This window comes from Halalkalibacter sp. AB-rgal2, assembly GCF_041821005.1.
In the GTDB taxonomy this organism is placed as follows: Bacteria; Bacillota; Bacilli; order Bacillales; family Bacillaceae_D; genus Halalkalibacter.
The window spans coordinates 17,045-38,540 of sequence record NZ_JBGUAV010000035.1 but is presented as its reverse complement, the minus strand read 5'-3'; the positions used below and the strand labels follow the sequence as shown (position 1 = coordinate 38,540).

The 21,496-nt window shown below is 37.5% G+C and carries 15 protein-coding genes; 5 read left to right on the top strand and 10 right to left on the bottom strand.

The window, feature by feature from the left end; genetic code table 11:
• Positions 1-129 precede the first annotated feature (129 nt).
• From ACERJO_RS19450 to ACERJO_RS19430, 5 genes are all read left to right on the top strand, one after another.
• Positions 130-921, top strand: a complete 792-nt coding sequence (locus ACERJO_RS19450; protein ID WP_247103511.1) for an MBL fold metallo-hydrolase — start codon at positions 130-132, stop codon at positions 919-921.
• A gap of 170 nt (positions 922-1,091) precedes the next feature.
• Entirely contained in the window at positions 1,092-2,435 is a 1,344-nt protein-coding gene (locus ACERJO_RS19445; RefSeq protein WP_373648586.1) for an MATE family efflux transporter, read from the top strand.
• A gap of 24 nt (positions 2,436-2,459) precedes the next feature.
• On the top strand, positions 2,460-3,278 hold the full coding sequence (locus ACERJO_RS19440) for a MerR family transcriptional regulator (protein ID WP_373648585.1): 819 nt from the start codon (positions 2,460-2,462) through the stop codon (positions 3,276-3,278).
• Positions 3,279-3,549: 271 nt separating this feature from the next.
• On the top strand, positions 3,550-4,302 hold the full coding sequence (locus ACERJO_RS19435; RefSeq protein ID WP_247103516.1) for a MerR family transcriptional regulator: 753 nt from the start codon (positions 3,550-3,552) through the stop codon (positions 4,300-4,302).
• Between the two features lie 20 nt (positions 4,303-4,322).
• The gene (locus ACERJO_RS19430; protein WP_373648584.1) at positions 4,323-4,964 is read left to right on the top strand and encodes a hypothetical protein; all 642 of its coding nucleotides are present in this window, start codon (positions 4,323-4,325) and stop codon (positions 4,962-4,964) included.
• Between the two features lie 53 nt (positions 4,965-5,017).
• On the opposite strand, the gene ACERJO_RS19425 is transcribed toward ACERJO_RS19430, so the two are convergent.
• The 10 genes from ACERJO_RS19425 to ACERJO_RS19380 form a co-directional block, all read right to left on the bottom strand.
• Positions 5,018-9,763 (bottom strand): endo-1,4-beta-xylanase, encoded by a 4,746-nt coding sequence (locus ACERJO_RS19425; RefSeq protein WP_373648583.1) that lies wholly within the window; start codon positions 9,761-9,763, stop codon positions 5,018-5,020.
• A 273-nt stretch (positions 9,764-10,036) separates the two neighbouring features.
• The gene (locus tag ACERJO_RS19420; RefSeq protein ID WP_373648590.1) at positions 10,037-12,367 is read right to left on the bottom strand and encodes a glycoside hydrolase family 31 protein; all 2,331 of its coding nucleotides are present in this window, start codon (positions 12,365-12,367) and stop codon (positions 10,037-10,039) included.
• Positions 12,368-12,485: 118 nt separating this feature from the next.
• Positions 12,486-13,790: a TRAP transporter large permease gene (locus ACERJO_RS19415; protein ID WP_373648582.1), complete on the bottom strand. Its 1,305-nt coding sequence runs from the start codon at positions 13,788-13,790 to the stop codon at positions 12,486-12,488.
• 2 nt (positions 13,791-13,792) lie between these two features.
• Complete coding sequence (locus tag ACERJO_RS19410; RefSeq protein WP_247103523.1) at positions 13,793-14,335, bottom strand: TRAP transporter small permease; 543 nt, start codon at positions 14,333-14,335, stop codon at positions 13,793-13,795.
• A 168-nt stretch (positions 14,336-14,503) separates the two neighbouring features.
• A complete protein-coding gene (locus ACERJO_RS19405; RefSeq protein ID WP_373648581.1) occupies positions 14,504-15,529 on the bottom strand; it encodes a TRAP transporter substrate-binding protein in 1,026 nt (341 codons plus the stop codon).
• 81 nt (positions 15,530-15,610) lie between these two features.
• Positions 15,611-16,711 (bottom strand): Gfo/Idh/MocA family protein, encoded by a 1,101-nt coding sequence (locus tag ACERJO_RS19400; RefSeq protein WP_373648580.1) that lies wholly within the window; start codon positions 16,709-16,711, stop codon positions 15,611-15,613.
• A gap of 46 nt (positions 16,712-16,757) precedes the next feature.
• The gene (locus tag ACERJO_RS19395) at positions 16,758-17,912 is read right to left on the bottom strand and encodes a Gfo/Idh/MocA family protein (RefSeq protein WP_247103526.1); all 1,155 of its coding nucleotides are present in this window, start codon (positions 17,910-17,912) and stop codon (positions 16,758-16,760) included.
• A gap of 88 nt (positions 17,913-18,000) precedes the next feature.
• Entirely contained in the window at positions 18,001-19,506 is a 1,506-nt protein-coding gene (gene glpK / locus ACERJO_RS19390; RefSeq protein ID WP_247103527.1) for a glycerol kinase GlpK, read from the bottom strand.
• Between the two features lie 536 nt (positions 19,507-20,042).
• Positions 20,043-20,474 (bottom strand): RbsD/FucU family protein, encoded by a 432-nt coding sequence (locus ACERJO_RS19385; RefSeq protein WP_373648579.1) that lies wholly within the window; start codon positions 20,472-20,474, stop codon positions 20,043-20,045.
• Between the two features lie 20 nt (positions 20,475-20,494).
• Positions 20,495-21,487: an ABC transporter substrate-binding protein gene (locus ACERJO_RS19380; RefSeq protein WP_373648589.1), complete on the bottom strand. Its 993-nt coding sequence runs from the start codon at positions 21,485-21,487 to the stop codon at positions 20,495-20,497.
• Positions 21,488-21,496 lie beyond the last annotated feature (9 nt).

The window sequence follows — 21,496 nt, the reverse complement described above, 5'->3', positions numbered from 1 at the left end:
TTCTTTGACTTGACTACAACTCTTATGTCCCTACCTCAACACTTTCAATTTTGCTTTCTATTTGACTTTGAAACGTAATCCTATCATAATTTAAATCGTAATAATTACGATTTAAATTAAGGAGGAACTATGACAAATCAAATACACCCTTTTCAATTAGGCGCTTTCAAGTTAATGGCTATATCAGATGGTGCTTTTCCTGTTACAAGAGATTTTTTCTTTGCGGAAACACCAGATGAACTTATTCAACATATTCCAACTCAGTTTAGAGCCCCTTTAAACTTTTTATTGATTGACTCTGGAGATAAGAAGGTATTAGTTGATACGGGACTTGGATATGAACATTCTCCAACAGCAGGTAAACTGCTCTCCAATTTAAAAGCAGCAGGAATTGACCCAGAGGATATCCAAACCGTCATCATCACGCACGCCCATCTAGATCATACTGGCGGTATGCTAACGAATGGAAAACCAACTTTCCCCCACGCACAATATATTATGCACAAAGAAGAATGGGATGTATGGACAAGCCAGCCAGATTCTAATGAATATAAGCAATTACTCCCTCTTAAGAATCAAATTAAACTGTTAACAGAAAACAAAGAGATCCTTCCTGGCATCCGTCTTATTCATACACCTGGACATACAGCAGGTCACCTGTCTCTTTCTATTTTTTCAGAAGGGGAACACCTAATGCTCGCTTCCGATATTCTTAATTACCCAACAACGCTAGAGCATCTGCCTTCCCATATTCGGGCAGAGCAAACACCGACACAAGCATTGGAAACTCGGAAAAAGTTCTTAGAAGAGGCATCATCCAAATCAGCACTACTATTTGTTTGTCACTATCCTTTCCCAGGGTTAGGGCGAATCGAACGAACTAATAAAGGCTGGAAATGGATTCCTGTATTAGTGCAATAATCGGTACTTATTTCTTGTTGAACTATAACATTAAATGAAAATTCATCCCTTGATAACTTTCTAATCAGGGGGTGATTTTTTTAGTCTAAGTTAATATTGATCCTTGACTATAGGGTTACTCCATACCTTAGAGTGTATATGTTAATAGTATCTAATAGGAGATGACCATTATGTCTATTTCAAAAGGAATCGAACAAGAATTTACCATGAAATCGTTACTAGAATATGCTGCTCCTACCATTGGAGTAATGGTATTTGTTGCGATTTATACAATGGTTGACGGTATTTTTGTAGCACGTTATGTGAATGAAACAGCATTATCTGCAGTAAATTTATTCATGCCAATTTATACTTTACTATTTGCCATTGCGTTAATGCTCGGTACAGGAGGAAGTGCCATTGTTGCTAAGAAACTTGGGGAAAAGAACATCCTTGAAGCGAGAAGTAACTTTACATTTCTCCTAATATGCGGAGCAGCTATCGGCCTATTCATTATGTTGTTAGGATTATCCTTTCTTCAACCAATATTAAAATGGTTTGGAGCAGAAGCAAATGAGCAACTCTTTGAATACACACACACATATGGAAAAATCATTTTAGCCGTCAGCCCATTGATAATCATTCAAATGATGTTCGAAAATTTCTTTGTGACCGCTGGAAAACCGAAATTAAGTCTAGCCATTACCGTTGCAGGAGGAAGTTTAAACATTATTTTAGATTACGTATTTATCGTTAAGATGAACATGGGAATACAAGGAGCTGCTGTTGCAACAGCAATAGGAATTGCCGTCCCAGCCATTATTGGAATCGTCTATTTTCTATTTGCAAAAAATAATCAACTTCACTTTTCTAGTCCTAAAGCGCATTGGAAGGTATTGATACAAAGCTGTATCAATGGTTCGTCTGAATTGGTAACAAACCTCTCCACTTCAGTTATCATTTTTGTCTTTAACCTCTTAATGCTATCGTACTTAGGAGTCGATGGAGTTGCAGCTGTTACCATCATGCTTTATGTCATGATGTTTTTAACTCCTGTTTTTATGGGATACTCCGTTGGTATTGTACCAATCATAAGCTATCATTATGGCAGTAAAAATACAACTCAGCTTAAACGTATCGTTAAAAGTAGCCTCCTAATTATTAGTATAGCCTCAATCATGGTATTTGGCTTATCCTTTCTCATTGGACCAATTCTTATTCAATTCATGGTCGAGAAAGGTAGTAATGTTTATAACATTGCTAGAGACGGGTTTCGTATTTTTTGCATCAGCTTTTTATTCATGGGAACTAATATCTTCAGTTCAATGTTATTCACTGCACTTTCAAATGGGAAGGTTTCAGCTATTATTTCATTGCTTAGAACATTCGTATTCGTACTAATTGCATTATTCGTGCTCCCATTAGTTATCGGTGTTAACGGAATTTGGATCGCTATACCGTTAGCAGAATTTCTATCTATTATTGTTTGTACCATCTTTTTATTAAGAAATAGAAAAGTGTATGATTATTTCTAAAGCACTATTTAAATGAAAGGAATGATGAACATCAACCCCCAAGTCAACTTAACGACTGGTCAATTTGCAAAATTAATGGAGATTAGTAAAGATACTTTGTTTCATTATGATAAGGTTGGAATATTTTCACCAGACATGATTGCTTCTAACGGCTACCGTTACTATTCCATTTATCAAGTAGACGTGTTCCATGTCATCTCGGTATTAAAGGAATTAGATATGCCTTTAAAGGATATTAAAACATTTCTTGATAATCGATCACCTGAAAGGCTTATTCAATTACTTGAAAGAGAAGAAAAGACTCTTACAGCGAAAATCCATCGTCTCGAAAAGATGAAAAAAATGGTATCAGAAAAAATAAACGTAACAAAAGAAGCACTGGAGATAACTCCTACAAGCATTCATGTTGAATACAATGATCAAATGTATTTAGTCATTACCGATTCAAAGCCTGTTACAAGTGACAAAAACATTTATGAATCCCTCCTTAACCACCACAAGTATTTAACTGAACATAACATCGACGAAGCGGCTAATGAAGGTTGGATGATAGGTGTCAAGAAGGTTTTAAGTGGAGATAATTTGCTGTATGACTATCTTTATACAAGAGTAAATGATTCAAAATACGCTAATCACTTAATAGAGAAAGGAACCTATTTAGTTGCTTACCATGATAAGGGATATCTCACCATCGAACAAGCTTACAGTCGATTAATTCAATATGCTCAAGATCACAACTTAGTGTTAAAAGGATACTTTTACGAGGATATATTACTCGGTGAATTAGCTGTAAAAGGGTTTGAAAAATATGTCATTAAGCTTTCGGTGCAAATTCAAGATTAATTCGACATACTGAGACGCTCTTTTGTCACTTGCTTCCATCAATGAATGGAGGATTTTAGGACCGTCTGATCTTTATATTAACATCACTCGATATTGCCTTTTCTTCTATTCAAGTTTCTGACACGTATCCCATCCATTAACCCTTTATAAATTCGTTTTGTTTAAAGTTACTCTGTCAATAGCATGTTATATTGTAAAATCTACTTGAAAGTGACGTAACGTCATTTTGTATAATGTAATATTGAAGCATACAGACATGGGGAGGATGCCAATGATTTCAATAAAAGAGGTAGTCAAGCAAACAGGTGTGACAGTCCGCACATTACGCCATTATGATCACATTGGCTTACTGAAGCCAGCTGGAAAAACGGAAGGAGGACATCGATTATATGGTGTTAATGAAATAAAACGGCTGCAGCAAATCCAATTTTTAAAGACACTTCGTTTCACGTTACAGGAAATCCAAGACATGTTAGCAGGAGAACAACAGGATTGGTACAGCAGTCTTCAAAATCAACTAACGTTTGTTTTAGAAGAAAAAGCAAAGCTAAATCAAATGGCTCAATTACTTCGTGGCTTAATGAATGAATACACTTTAGAAGGAAAAAACGACCTCCTTCATATTCAAAAGCTCATCAAAATGTATGAAGGTGTTAAGGACGAGCAGAAAACTTTTCTACATGAATCATTCAATCAAAATGAAAGAGAGCTATTAGACCTCCTACCAAACGTTAATAGTGGCGATCCTGATACATTAGAATGGATCTCTTTACTCGCTCAAATCAAAAGACATATGTCAAAAGGTATTGGAGCCATTGAAGTTCAGCGGATCATTCGCAGAATGGAGGAAAAAGAAAAGGAGCAATTTGGTGGTGACGAAGCCTTTGCTGAAAAGGTATGGGAAATTAGAAGATCAGAGGAGCAATCAAAACAAGCAGGGTTTTATCCGATCGAGCCAGAAGTGCTTACATTTATTGAAGACGCTACGAATTATTATTTGAAACAGCAGAAGTCATTATGTTAAGTCGTTACAGAGGTGATTAGATGGATTTTTTAATAGAGTTTCAATGGGAGTTATTTATAGCTGCCGAGGTGCTATCCATTACTTCCCTATTATTATTTGGCTATTTTCGCTATTTTCTTGGGCAACAAAGAATTAGCTTGATCTTTATTCTCGGCTTTATTGGCTTTCTCATACTCGAAGTATTGCTTGGTTTGTATATTTACGAGCGTACCGGCGAGTTTTCAACGATCCTTCTCGTCATGACTATTTTTGTGATTTACGCTTGTACTTTTGGGATCGCTGACTTCATTAGACTGGATCGGTGGATGCGCAGAAAAATAGGCCAATTCCGTGGTGTAGAGCTATTATCCAAGAAGGACTATAACATAATCGAACGTAACAAAAATCCCAACTATATTGCAAAAAAATACCGGATCAGTGCGTTTATTCATCTGATCATCTTTTTTATCGTTCAAGCGATTTTCTGGCATTTAGGAACATCTAGTACGAATGAGATGGTGAAATATATTACTGATTTTTCTTGGATTGAAACGGGGTCAGCGGCCAACTCCCCCTATGCAAATGAGACGATGTACGCGATCGGAATGATATGGGGGATTGTCTTTATTGTTGACTTCCTTTATTCGATTTCTTATACCATCTTCCCGAATAAAAAAGCGTAATCCTATAAAAGAAAGCCGCCTAAGTATGATTCCTAGGCGGCATTTACTATATATTATACGATTCTTCTCTTTGTAGAAACAATCGCCGTGAAGACGATCCCCGCTAATAAAGCAAAAAGTCCGAAGAAAAGAATCGTATAGTAATTCGTTGCTGTATCTGGAAGACCTTGTCCTCCTGATTTGCTTTCCCCAGTAGTATCATCAGAACCTGAGCCTAGTTGACCTTCCTTATGCTCATTTTCATCTATAACTGGTTCTTCCTTTTCATCTTCAATATCCTCTAGCTGAGCCTCTAAGCTTTCTATCATTTTTCGCAGGTCTGCAATAGTCTGCTCAAAGCTAGCTAGTTGATCTCTTAGTTCCTCATCTAATGCTAACAAGCCTGCCATGAGTCTCTCTAACAGTTCAAGCTCCTTTTTCAATTCATCTAATTGCTCTTTTGTAACATCCTCAAGTCCTGCCAATCTACGCTCTAAGTCATTGATGTAATCGATCAATTCGTTAATAAACCTTTCCAAATCCTCTAGATCAGGATCAGTTGGTAGAGTAGGAGGATCTTCTTCAGTTAAGTTAGAGAATCGTAGAACGCCAAACCTTGAAGTATTTTGATAAGATTGACCAGTTGAGTCATTCCAAATCGCTATACTATCGCGAGATCCATCACCATTCTCATCGTTATTCACTTGAATATCAAATCCAATGATCGTTCCTTCTGCTGGATCAATATCTGTTAAGCTAATGGCTGCTTCCACCACATAACCATCTTCCGTTAGTCTAGTTGCTGTTTCGAATGTGTCAGCATTAGCGTAGCCACCATAGCTTTGCTCATTTTCATAGTTTACTCGGAATTGACCATCATCCGCTTGATAGTATTCTGTCTTTGCATTGTTTTGGTCAACGAAAACTTCAATAGAATCCTGCTCCCACACATTAGCACTTTCTTTACTTAAATAGCTGTCTGTTACATCAGCATAGACATAAAGATTCTCTTCATCCCAAAGTGTGCGAACAACTGCAGTTGACCCTTCTGAACCTTCTACCCACACGTCAGTAGATAGTTCATTTGCATTCTCCCAAATATCATCAAACTCTGCATTAATTTCTGGTGTACCATAAATCGCTTCAGAAACATTTACTTCAGGCAATAAAGATAATGTTCCTAACCTTCCACTAGTCTCCTGCTCATGGGTAAGATCATTCCAAGATAAAAAGCTATATGTCTCACCGTCTAAGACACGTAGATCAAAGGCTACTTGGTCCCCTTCCGTTAATCCATTCGTTAATGGAATCATCGCTTCGACAATATATCCACCATCTATCTCAGAAATAGACACTTCATCAGTAGAGCCACTTCCTCTAGCAAAAATAGAATGTGACAATTCTTCGCCGTCAACAATGAACACTTCTAACGCATCATCTTCGTGAAGATGCTCGTCACTTACTTCAGCCCAAAGATATAAATGATTCTCATCCCATGTTGTTTTGAATGATGCTGATAAAGCTTCTCCTGCTCCAATCGTAACCGGTACAGTTGTTTCCCAAAGGAGATCTTTCTCTCCATCAATTTCAGGTGTACCGTAAGTTGAATTCGCTTCCTGTTTCAATTCAGGTAATCGTGATGGGTCGACTAGCGCCCAAAAAGCTAGCTTCGGTTGTAAATTATGATCAAATACAAACGGAGCATTTTGTCGTGGAATCGGTCTATCCGTTAACCAAGTATGGTCATCTCCAATTCCCCAAAACGTTACATTACTAATAGAGTCACTCATTCTAACAAACTCATCAAATAGCTGCTTATACCGTTCAGCTTGAAGAACAAATATCTCTTCAGGAATATCATCAAATGTCTCATATACAGTCGTATCATCTGTATAGATACTTACATCAAGCTCAGTAATTTGAATATCGAATCCTTCATTCGCAAACAGCTCAATTGAGTCTGTAATAAGGTTAATATGAGGATTACGTATATTCACATGCGTTTGATGGCCAACACCATCAATTGGAACACCATCTGCAGTTAATTCCATCACAAGATCAAATAGAGCATCCCGTTTGGCTGGTTCGTGTGTGTTGTAATCATTAATATACAGTTTGGAGTCATCACCATACTCATCTAGTACCGATTTAGCCGTACGAAACGCAGTAGCTATGAAATCTGTTCCCGTTAGTCGGTACCATTCACTCTCTCGCATACCTTCTGGACCATTCGGATTAACAACCTCATTTACTACATCCCACGAATCCACTACACCTGGATAGTTCTCCACAATATGTCTGACAACTGTATCCACATGCGTTTCGACACGATCTAATACTAGCTGCTTATTCTCTTCTGTCGCTTCTAACGGATCACCATTTTCATCTTCATGGAACCAATCTGGTGATTGGCTATGCCATAACAATGTGTGATAACGCAAAGATAAGTCATGATCCTGCGCATATTGCATCATTTGATCTAACTGACTAAAATTAAATTCACCTTCTGATGGCTGAATATATGCTGGTTTCATTATATTTTCAGCAACGATGCTATTGTAATGATAATCAAGCATTTCTCCGTGTGGTCCTTCCATTTGATACAACTCAATGGCCGCCCCAATTTGGAAATGCTCTTCATAGAATTGATACAAAGAAGGAATCACTTCTTCCTCTTCTTCTTGTGGTTCTTCAATGATCGCCCAATAAGCTGGCTTCGCTTGAAGATTATGGTCGAATACAAACGGAGCATTCGTCCGTCCACTTACCGGAAAGTCATGTAACCACGTATGGTCATCGCCAATCCCCCAGAATACAACGCTACTTATATGATCCTTTAATCGTCTAAACTCATTAAACAATTCCTTATAGCGTTCTGCCTGTGTTTCCAATACTTCAGCTGGAATATTGTCAAATCCATCATAATTTTGGTTATCGTTTGTGTAAATGCTAACGTCTAATTCAGTAATTTCATTATCTAAGCCAAGCTCTGCAAACTTTTCAATGGAATCTGTAATTTCACTCATTGGTGGATATTCAATGTTGATATGTGTTTGATGACCAACTCCATCGATTAAACCATTCTCAACTAGGTTTAAGTCAAGAATCATATCATAAATGAGGTCTCGTTTTTGAGGACTGTGCGTGCTGTAATCATTATAATAAAGCTTTCCACTAGCATTATGCTTCTCTAGCTCTCTCGCTGTAATTTCAAATGCGTGGCGAATAAAATCTGACCCTGTAATAAGATAATATTCACTTCTGCGGTATCCATCACTTTCATGAGCGACTATAACTTCATTGACAACATCCCATGAGTCGATTCGATCATGATAGCGATCCACTACAGCAACAATATGATCTTCAATACGATCTAGAAGTAATTGTTTATTTTCTTCGAGGTTATCAGGATCTGCCACTTCTCCACCAACTACCATAGGATTTCCATCTGCATCATTGAACATCCAACTTGGTGATTGGCTATGCCATACTAACGTATGAAAGCGAGTTTTCATCCCATTTTCTTCAGCGAAGTCGAGCATCGCATCAGCTCTTGACCAGCTAAATTCTCCTTCATTGGGCTGAATGGCTTCTGGCTTCATTACATTCTCAGCAACGAGCATATTATAATGCTTCTGCAGCATTTCACCATGTCTACCGAACATTTGATCACGCTCAATCGCAGCTCCAATGTCAAAGTAATCTGCGAACACTTCTTTTAATTCCGGAATTTCTTCAATCTCATCTTGTATTTGTGCTTCAGCTTTGAAATCATCCAAATAGAAAGAAACACCTGATGATTGATCCGGGTCATATGGCTCCTCGACATAAAAGAATAAGTCGTTTACTCCACTAGACAACGTATATGTCCCTTCTAATAAGACCCATTCCTCGTCTGTTACCATTTTTGGCGTCACTACTGGCGGCCAATAATTCGTACCATCCGCATCCGTTTCAGCTCGCGATACTTGTAACTCTGTCGGTTCTTCACCAGGAGCTAATTTCACCCATACACTAATGTCATATGTATAACCTTCATACATATTTTCAAGAAAATCCAACTTCGCACTGTAAAACGTACCTTGACGATTTTCAATTAATAAACTGTATTCACTGTCTTTACCAGTTCCAGCATTGACAGATAATTCTTCCACACCTTCTCGTGGCTCCCAGCCTTGTAAAGAACCATCTTCAAAGTCCGTATAAACAGCAATACCTTCTCCTTCAGGAATTTCAGGACCATCTGATTCAGAACTTCCCTCTGTTGTAATTAAAATATTACCAATATAAAACGGAACAGTCTGACCTGCGTCATTGGATTGTATCCGTAACGCTGAATCGCTCTCTACATTGACAGTATATTGTCCTTCTAAAGTAAACGGCTCACCCGCTACATAATTAGCGTTTAAATACAAGCCATCATAGCTGTCTATATTTTGAAGTAATGCTTGTCCACCTTCTGGAACACTTACACTTTCATCGACATACCCTGTCACCTTGATATCATAAGTTTGTCCATCTTCCATTCCAACATCGGCAAAGGAAATGTCCACCCCATCCCAATTGTTCGTTCTTCCAGTTACATGTAAGGCATATCCATCATCATTTCCATCAAATACAACGTCAGATACCGCTTCTAATTGTGAGTCACCTGATTGTGTAGCTAAACCTAAATCATTTTGGAACGTTTCGTGATAGACCGTCTCCGTTTCTGACTCTGTCCCTGTCGCTTCCTCAGCGAACGCAGACAGCCAGCCAGTTGGCATGATCAGCAAAGCAATTAGAAAAATTAAAGTGAATTTTTTCATCTTCCTACTCATTTGTTGCACTCCCCTACAGTAGAATTTTCCTCCAATTCAAGTAAAGCGCTTACAATCTTTCGAAACGACTAATCACCACCTTTCTTCATCCTTCAATTTCTTATTATCATCTTTTTATGTAAAGGCTTACATCCGAATAACTAAAGATATTACTTTAAAAAATTAATATGTTTAATTCTGTCTATAACTAATGACTCATGCCTTTGTTTATACAGAAAAAAGCCCCGGTATAAAATACCAGGACTCTTATACTAACGAAGACATTATTTAATTTTATACCTGTACTTCAAATACCGGATCAGAATCGGTTCCAATTCTATCTCCATTCACAATCATTTTCCGTGTCTCACCTTTAGTTAAGTACACTCGAACAGTATTATAAGGTAAAACAAACTGCCCTTTTTTCTTGACCTCTATTTGAACCTCTTTCTTCGAACATCTCATTGTTATATTTACAAACGAACTTTTTCCATTTTTATAATCATTTGTAAGACCATCATCTTCATAAAGAGAAAAGCTTGTTTCACCCACTTCAAAATGTGGGTAGCAAATAAAGCCTCTCGACTCTTCATTTTTGTTTTCAAACGTGATCTGCTGATCATTAATTGGAACAATCGATCCAGCTTGAACCATAAGCGGTGTTGAATTGTACGGTGCAGGAAGTACAATCGTTTGACCTGCATCATACTTCATTTCTGTATAGAAATCATACCAGCCCTTTTGATTAAGAGGTAAATATACCTCTCTTTGTTGAACACCTTTTTCAACAACAGAAGCAACCAATAAAGAGTCTCCAAGCATAAAATCATCATTCTCTTCAAACGTTTTTTCATCTTCAGGGAATTGATAGAATGTAGGCTTAATGATCGGCTTATACTTTGTGTGTGATTCATACATCAAATGATATAAGTATGGGATCATTTTCACTCTAAATTTCATTAATTCACTTACTGGTTTAATGATTTCTGGATACATCCATGGAACATTTACACTTTTGTCATCGTTCCAAGAGTGAATCGTAAAACGAGGATGAAAGATCCCATTTTGAATCCAACGAACAAACAACTCCGGCTCTGGTTTCCTTCCAGCAAAGCCACCTACATCATGTCCAACATTATAAACTCCTGATAAGCTTAAGCCTAATCCGGTTTTAATATTAAACTTTAATGAGTCCCAGCTCGTTCTATTGTCTCCAGTCCACGTTTGAGCATACCTTTGCATTCCAGGGCAACCCGAACGAGAAATAAGGTACGGTCTTGTATGAGAATCAAATTCTTTTTGCGCTTCATAGGATGCTTTCATCATTAACAAAGGCTGAATGGGACGGAGCAATCCAATATTAATTGGCGATCCAAAACCATTAACTGTAGCATCTGAATTCCACAATTCAAATTCATTATTATCGTTCCATGTTGAATCAATTCCGAACTCTAATAACTGTTCTTTTATGTTCTCTTTCCACCATTTAATCGTATCAAAATTTGTAAAATCCAAATATGCTCCTACATCATCCCAAAATTGAACAACCTCTTCTCGTTCACCTTCTGAATCTTTAATAAACATTTCACCTTGCTTCAACTCTTCATATTTTGGATGATCATGTAGAAGAGCAGGCTTAATATTAGCACAAAGCTTGACCCCTGCTTCATGGAAATCAACAGTAAATTGTTCAGGACTTGGAAATTTACTCTTATTCCAATTAAATACATAACGTTTATTCTCAATAGAAGTGTAGCCAGAAGATAACTGGAATGAATCACAAGGAATGTCATATCTTTTACAATCCTCTAAAAATTGATATAATTGCTCTTGTGCATTTTCAGCATCTGTATATGTCATCGTTGAACCAGAATAACCTAAGCTCCATTTCGGAAATAATGCTGTTTGACCAGTTAACCATGAGAATGTCTCTACAACTTCGGACGCTTGATATCCTTGGATCATATAATAATCTAAATCCCCACCTTCCGAGTGATAATAGCGATAGAACCCATGGTAGTTATCTAATTCATTTCCCATATCAAATGTCGACGTTGACGTATTATCATAAAAGATGCCATACCAACTTTTTTCTTTCGTTCTCGTAAAATAAAAAGGAATGTGTTTATATAATGGATCTGTGTGAATCGGGTCATATCCCATTGGGTCAAGGTTCATCATGCGATACCTTCTTCCATGACGATTAAGATTTCCCGTTTTTTCACCTAAGCCATAATACTTATCTTCTAAATCTCTTATCATATAATGAAAAATACCTTTTCCAAGAGAACCATCATGATTATACGATTGAGTTTTTCTATCACCTGCAATTTCATGCCAGTGATTATTCCTGTTTTCAAACCATGTTAGAATAAAGCCATCTAATTGAACGAATACTTTTAGCTTGTCTGTATAGATTGTTACTTTATTATCATTTTCTTCATATTGAAATGTAGGTAAAGAAAAAGGAGACAGATCCATACGATCTCTTCCTTCAAATGGGATATCTTCCATACCTGGTGCAACTAGCCATGTATTTTTCATTTTCAATTCGCTATTTTTTTTAAATAGAACACGAAAGATATTCTGTTCTAATATTAAAATACTTATTTCAATGTCTTTCATACGGTTTATAAAATGCAAACCTTCTTCAGTTATTTTATTTACAGTAAATTGTTTCTTTGAATAATTCACTCCTCATCCTCCTCTAAAGAATATTTCAACTAATTCATTTTTTTGCATTCTATAACAGACCAAGCCATCGTGGCAAAGCTAAACTAATCTCAGGAATATATACAACAAACAACAATGTAACAACTAGAACAACAAAAAATTTACTAAGTGGCTTTATAACAGCTTCAATAGGAACATTCCCCACACTGCAACCTATAAATAGACAACTCCCTACAGGTGGTGTAATCACTCCAATTGCTAAATTGAATACAAGCATAATGCCAAAATGAACGGGATCTATTCCTAACTGAATGGCTATCGGTAAAAAGATAGGTGTAAAGATTAATACAGCTGGAGTTAAATCCATAAAAGTTCCAATAACTAACAACATAAACATCATGATCAACAAAATAATAATAGGATTATCTGAAATACTTAGTAGAGCATTACTTATAGCACTCGGTAAACCCGTTACAGCCATGGCCCAAGACATAATAGAAGAAGCACCTACTAAAAATAAGACAATACCAGTCATAACAATAGTTTCTTTTAATATTTTCGGAACATGTGACCACGTCAAATTACCGTAAATCAATGAAAGGACTAATGAGTACAAGACAGCAATTGCTGCACCCTCTGTTGCTGTAAAAATTCCAGCAACAATCCCTCCGATAACAATGACAATTAACATTAAACTTGGAATCGCTTGAAATATAATCTTAATGGCGTCTCTTATACTTACTTTTTCAGAGACTGTATAATTATTCTTTTTTGCAATAAAATAAGCCACGATCATAACCGCTAGTCCCATTAAAATCCCTGGTAAGTAACCCGCCATAAACAATGCTGAAATTGACGTCCCTCCACTAGTCAATGAATAAAGAATTAAGACACCACTAGGAGGAATGAGTAAACCTACGGGTGAAGAAGCGATATTTACTGCTGCGGAAAACCCTTTATCATAGCCCTCTTTTGCTTGTAATGGAGACATAACACTTCCAATAGCAGCCGCAGAGGCTACAGCTGAACCCGATATAGAACCAAATAGCATGTTTCCAACTACATTCGTATGTGCTAATGACCCAGGCAACCTACCAGCTATCAATTTTGCTAAATTTACTAACCGTAACGCTATTCCACCATTGTTCATAATACTTCCTGACATAATAAAAAAAATAACAGCTAACAATGCAAAACTATTTATACCACCTAGCATTCTTTGTGCCGCTGTAAATAGAACAATATCTATTGGCAAAACAAGAATTACGGAGGCTAAAGAAGATATTCCAATACTAATTGATATTGGTACCCCTAATAATAGAAGCAAAAAAAATACTCCAAACAATAACAGAGCCGCTTGTACTGCTAATTCCATTGTTATCCCTCCTTTTTATTCTCTAGATTAGAAGAACTAGGGGCAATTACAGCTTGTTCAATCGAACTTTCCTCTTCTCTTCTCTCAAAGACATTTATGATTTGATAAAATATTATCAGCACCCCAGAAACCGGTAAAATAGCATAAATATACCCCATTGGAATTTGTAAAATTGGAGAAGTTTGATTGAGAGTTGAAATTGTAATACTATATCCACCTTTTACGAGAATTAATGCTGCAAAAAATACGATAGAGGCATCAATAAAAATTTGTAATGACTTTTTCTCCTTGCCACGTAACTTGTTCTTCACAAAAGTAATTGCTAAATGTTCATTTGAGCCAAATGCATAAGTTGTTCCTAAAAAAGCTACCCAAATTAACAGAAATCGTAAAAGCTCTTCGGTAAATACACTTGGATCATTTAATACATACCTACTAAATACTTGCCATAGCGCTCCGCAAACAAGGATAACAGTTAGTATAGAGGCGAATATCATAATTCCTAGGTTCAAGATATTCTTCACTTTTTTTAAAATTTTCAGCATATTTAGTCACCTCTTTTTATAAAATCATGTTCTCCTTAATGGTAAAACCTTTATCTATGATCAAAATAATTATCTTAGTCTCTCTATATGAATCCCGCGTGTTAAATCTATTTCAATAAATGTCAGTGCCCCACTAAAAAGAGGGGCACTTCATTTAAAGTTTTCCTATTATCGTAAAGCTTCAAAAGCATCTAACAGTTCAGCGATTTGCTCATCTTCTCGATACTTCTCATGCATTGGTTGAACAGCTTCGAAAAATGGTTCCTGGTCTGGATAGAAAAACTCCACTCCCATTTCTTCAGCCTCTTCTATGGCTTGATTAATAGCTTCAGCCCATAATTCTTTTTGATACTCTGTTGATTCTTTAGCTGCATCTCTTAGTAATTCTTGTTGACCTTCTGTCAGCTCATTCCATAAATCACTGCTAATTACTACAATATCAGGAATTCGTGCATGTTCATCAAATGAGAAAGCTTTAGCAACTTCCCCATGCTTGCCCGTTGTCAAGGCAGTTGGGTTACTTTCAGCTCCATCTACTACTCCTGACTGAAGCGCTGTATATATCTCACCGTAAGGCATTGGAGTTGGTGATCCACCTAATTCCTCCATCATTTCAATTTGAGTTTGGCTATCCATCACACGAATTCGAAGTCCACTTAAATCATCTGGATGCAGGATCGGCTGATCTTTTGTATAAAAGCTCCGAGCACCAGAGTCATACCATGTCAATCCTACAAAACCTTCTTCATCTGTTGAATCAAAAAGATCTTGTACCACTTCAGAATCCATTGACGTAAAGAAATGATCTTCATCACTAAAAACATATGGCAAACTAAACACTGAATATTGTGAAGAGAAATTCTCAAGTGAAGCTGCGCTTACCTTTGTAATATCGACTCCACCTACTTGAACTTGCTCTAGTATCTCTCTTTCTTCACCCAACACTGCATTAGGAAAGATCTCCATTGTAATTTGACCTTCAGAACGTTCTTCTACTATTTCAACAAACCTTTCTAATCCCATATGAACAGGGTGATCTTCACTCAAGTTATGAGCCAGCCTTAAGTTATGCTCTGTTGCTTCTACATTCTCGTCCCCGGTTGGTGTTTTTTGTGGATCAGCATTATCATTCCCACATGCAGATGCCAACATTAACAAACTTCCCATGATTAAGCTTCCAATTATTTTTTTCAATGTAAATCCCCCTTTTAGTATTGATCTTATATAATGAACTGCTTTGCAGCTAATTCTTTAGTATAGACTCAACCCACTAACTTAAGTAACATCCTCAAAACCACCTGGCACATCCAAATGTATAGCCTTATTTTGTGCGTCAATACATAATTCAGCAGCTTTAAAAGCATGCTCTTGACTCATTGATTCTTCGCTTCCATTCATACAATCCAAAATAAACTTTCCAAAGAATGGATACCCTACTTGGCCATGACAATGAATATGTTGCTCTCCTTCATGATTCACTACATAAACGTGATCGCCTTTTTCATCTCTAGCAATGTCTATATATTTTCGTACTTCGATGTACCCATCTGTTCCCAATATGATGACACGACCATCTCCCCATGTCCCTAAACCATCTGGTGTTAGCCAGTCTACGCGAAAATAAAAAGTAGCACCATTATCAGCAACGAGTGTGGCATCTCCAAAATCCTCGAATTTAGGATAATCCTTAAATTTATAATTAGCTACTTTACTATGCAATACTCTTGCATCCTTCGCTCCTGCATAATATAAAAACTGTTCAATTTGATGGCTTCCAATATCACATAAAATACCTCCAACATAATCACGATCAAAAAACCAATTCGGTCTAGACGACGGATTAGCTCGGTGTGGACCAGTTCCAATAACTTGAACAACCTTGCCAATTGCGCCATCTTCAATTAGTTGACCTGCTAAAATCGCCCCCTCAACATGTAAACGTTCACTGTAGTATATCCCCCACTTCAACCCTGTTTCTTCTGTTTTCTTCCTTGCTTCTTCCAATTGCTCTTTAGTCGTAAATGCAGGCTTGTCTACAAAGAAATGTTTTCCTTTATCAAGTGTTCTTAATCCTAAGTCACAGCGCATTGCTGGGATTCTAGCACTTGCAACTAGGTTAATCGTCGAATCTAGCAATATTTCTTCCTCTGAATTAGCTATTTTAGTATTAGGGAACTTTTTAACAAATTCTTTTACTTTTGTTGAGTCAGGGTCATAAACAAGTTTCAATTCTCCTCCTGCTTCCAACAATCCATTACACATTGCATAAATATGTCCATGATCTAAACCAATTGCCGCAAAGAAGAATTCTCCACTATCGATAACTTTGCTTGCTTTTCCTTTTGGCTGATAATTCATCCCATCACTATTACTCATTTTTTATTCCTCCTTAATGGCAGTGGAATTAACTAATTCATGATGACTACTCATATTTGCCACCTGTCGTAATCTCATTTGTAGCGAAGTTTTCTATACTATTTTTCTTTTCATAAAAATAAGTGGCATTCTTTAATACCCCTTCTCTAGAATAAAATGGGCTATTCTTTCCTAGAGGTAATGTAACGCTTTCTCCTAAGCTAGAAGATTGATATATAGCCGTGATAAGCTCCAAAGTTTCTCTTCCATCCTTGCCAGTCACTAATACGTCTTTCTCCCCTTCTATGGCCAATAGAACATCTTGAATTTGTCCTGCATGACCTTCATATTGCAGTTTTGGTTTTAAATCATATTCTTCCTGTATTTTAGATTCTAGTTCTTCATTGATTTCAGGAAATCCATTTTCCTGTGGTTTAGATGCCGTTACTTTCCATGGTACAGAGACACGAGCAAATTCCCCTTGAAAAATTAGCTGTTGCTCTTCTCCATGATGTACAACAGAGCTTGTAATTTGCGCTAAACTACCATTTACATAACGAACAATAGCGATTGAAATATCTTCTACTTCCGCATTATCATGTGCCACATTACTCATTACCGCTGTAACTTCAGCTGGCATACCATTCATCCAATTAAATATATCGATATGATGAACCGCATGGTTTAAGGTACACCCTCCCCCTTCTTTTTCCCACAAACCTCTCCACCATAAATCATAATAAGAATAGCCCCTCCACCAAAATGAATCTACTTGAGTATGAAGAATTTTTCCCATTAATTTAGAATCGAGCACACTCTTCAGTTTCATCATCGGAGATGTAAAACGATTTTGTGCAATAACCGATAAAATTTTCCCGCTCTGTTCAGCAGCCGCATTCATTGCATCGCATTCCTCTAAAGAGGACGCCATAGGTTTTTCAACAATGACATGCTTTCCTTGCTTTAAAGCTTCAATTGTAATATCTGCATGAGTGTACGGAGGCGTACATATAGAAACTAAATCTATGTCATTACGAGCCATTACGTCTTTATATTCGTTAAATATTTCTACATCTAAATTAAAATCTTTGGCCTGTTTTTGAGCCTTTTCTGAATAAATATCACATAATGCAACAATTTTGCATTGATCTTGAAATGCTAAAAAACCGTCAATATGAGAAGTAGATATTGCACCTGTTCCTATTATCGCGACTTTAATCATTGTTAATGCTCCTTTTATTTATAGAATAGATTACTTGTTCCAACAAATTAATGAAGACTCTTTCTAAAACTCACAATTTTGAGCTTATTTATAAAGAACTTCGCTTAAACTTCATCGCGGCTTCGACTGCTTGCTTCCATCCGTCATATAATTCTTTTCTTTCCAATTCATCCATCTGCGCAGTAAACGTACAATCGATGTTCCACCTTTGTGTAATCTCATTTTTATCCTTCCAAAATCCAACAGCAAGTCCTGCCAGATAAGCAGCTCCAAGAGCGGTCGTTTCCTGAATGACTGGTCGTTGAACAGGTACATTGAGAATATCACTTTGGAATTGCATTAAAAAATTGTTTGCTACTGCCCCACCATCAACCCTTAATGCTTTGAGATCGATTCCAGCATCTGCTTCCATCGCATCTAATACATCCTTCGTTTGATATGCTAACGATTCTAGCGTCGCACGTATGAAATGCTCCTTCTCCGTTCCACGTGTCATTCCAAAAACAGCCCCACGAACATCACTATCCCAGTACGGTGTCCCAAGTCCAACAAAAGCCGGTACGACATACACTCCATCCGTTGAATTCACCTTAGTCGCATACCTTTCACTATCTGCTGCTGATTGAAGCATTCGTAGCCCGTCACGAAGCCATTGAATTGCTGAACCAGCGACAAAGATACTCCCCTCTAGTGCATACTCGATTTTCCCATCAATTCCCCAAGCAATCGTCGTTAATAAGCCATGATGGGATTTAACCGCTTCTTCCCCTGTTGTCATGAGCATAAAGCAGCCGGTTCCGTACGTATTTTTCGCCATTCCTGGCTCAAAGCATGCTTGCCCAAATAGTGCTGCTTGCTGATCCCCAGCCACTCCTGCAATCGGAACAGTTTCACCGAAGAAATGATAATCAATCGTATGCGCATATATATGTGAAGATGGGCGAACTTCAGGTAGCATCGAGGCTGGTACACCTAATATATCTAAAAGCTCCTCATCCCACTTTAAGTCATAAATATTAAACATCAGCGTTCTAGACGCATTCGTATAATCCGTTACATGTGCCTGCCCACCAGAGAGCTTCCAAATAAGCCACGTATCAACCGTACCGAATAATAGTTGACCTTGCTCAGCCTTTTCACGTGCTCCTTCAACATGATCTAACATCCACTTCACTTTTGTTCCAGAGAAGTAAGCATCAATTAACAGTCCTGTCTTATTTCTAAATGTCTCATTAAGCCCCTGCTCCTTAAGCTCTTCACAAATACCATCTGTTTGCCGCGATTGCCAGACGATTGCATTGTAAATCGGTTTACCCGTTTCTTTATCCCAGACAACTGCTGTCTCGCGTTGATTCGTAATACCAATTGAAGCAATCTCTTTCGGTGAAATCTCTGACTTACTTAATAGTTCGGCGATAACTGATAGGATCGAAGACCAAATTTCATTGGCATTATGTTCAACCCAACCCGGCTTTGGGAAAATTTGTGTAAACTCCTTCTGCGCGATATCTACGACTTCTCCTTGCTTGTTAAAAAGGATAGCTCTTGAACTAGTTGTCCCCTGATCTAAAGCTAATACATATTTTTTCTCCACTACATTACCTCCAAGAACAATGACTTCTTTTTACCCTTTATACCTAATGCCTTATTAGTCGCCTTCACATACTGATCAAAAGAGTCTAAGATGAGAAAATGTTAATAGTAGACTTTATCAAAGAAACACTTAAGACAACTTATGGAATGAATACACATTACTTTCTTAAATAATAGTCAGATATGATACCCTTCCATTAATAAGTCAACATTCATTTCTTTTTTGAAAACTGAAACATGCTACTCTCAAAAAAAAAATCAACGAAACAGGGTGTCTACAAAAAACTAGACACATAGCTTCGTCGATCTCCAAGTCTCATCGAAAATTATTAACTTAGTAACAATTAAAACAAACATTGAAAACGCTGTCAATACTTTTTCCTTTTTAAAAAGAAAAATCGCAGTGATCTTTTCTTACAAACGGTGTGCATCGTCATGATTAAATGAACGTGCTCTTCAATAACCAATCGATAACGAACGGAGGTGATAGCACCCATGTATCCATTTCCACATCTATGATTAAACATCCAAAATGAATTACTCCTCACTAACAATCCCTTTCGTCAAAATCACATTCGCATACAACGCTCTTTCACTTGTTGCAATAACAGCAAACGCTGACTTTGCGCGCTCATAAAAGTCATAGCGCGACTCCCATTTTATACTGTCCTTTTTAAAACCTTCCTGCTTTAAAATTGTTACATATTGCTCCCAAATGTTAGGTATTGAATCACCAGGTAAAACATCCATTAAGGCAACAGGTTTGTCGACATACGTATCTAACGGTAAATGCTGTAATATCGCTGTTAGAATGGGAACAATCTGATGGCCATCACACCTTATGACGTTTTCATTTAAACGTGCTGCTGGAAAATGTCCATCTGCTATGACGATTTCATCTCCATGTCCCATTTCCATTAATCCTTTTACAAGATCAGGAGACAAAATAGATGGAATACCTTTTAACATATCACTCTACCTTCTTCCTATTATTCATACAGAGCCGCTTGAATGTCTTCATCATCAATATTTGATTGATCGTACCAGAAAAAACCGGTATCTATCATTTCCTCAACTTCCTCACCCTTCACCGCTTGAACCGCTGCTTTAACTGTCTCATAACCAATTCCAACTGGATTTTGCGTAACCGCACCTGCCATGACACCACTTCGAATCGCTTCCATTTGCAGATCTCCTGAATCAAACCCAACAACCACCACTTCTCCTGCTTTATTTAGTTCATTCACCGCGTTAATAATACCGATTGCTGAACCTTCATTAGATCCAAAAAAACCTTTTAAGTCTGGATATGCTAGTAAAATTGTTTTCGCAAGGTCTGTCGAATTTAAATGATCGCCTCCCCCATATTGAATATCAACAATTTCAATAGCAGGAAAATGTTCTTCCATATATTCGACAAACCCATCTCGACGATCCACACCTGTAATACTCGTTTGGTCATGAACAATTAACCCAATTTGCCCTTCTCCATCTATTAGTTCTGCCATTCTCTCCGCAGCTAGTGCTGAAGCCGCCTTATTATCCGTTGAAGCGGTCGTAATCGGAATCTCACTATCTACACCCGAATCAAACGCTACCACAGGAATTCCACTATCCTCGGCTTGCTGTAAAATAGGAATCGACGCTTGACTGTCTAACGCTGCAAAGCCGATGGCATCGGGCTGATTATCCAAGGCCGCTCTTAGCATATCAATTTGGCGGTCCACATTCGCCTCTGATTCAGGCCCCTCGAATGTGATGACAGCCCCATATTCCGCAGCAGCCTGCTCGGCACCCTGTCTAACCGCTTGCCAAAATTGATGCTGAAACCCTTTTGATATAATCGGAATAAATAATTCATCCTCTCCAACATCAGGTTGCGCCTCCCCTTGATTAGACTCATCACCCTCTTCACCACAAGCCACAAGTAAAAGAACAACAAGAAACATAAATAACAGCACACATTTTCGATTCATCATCATTTCTCCTTT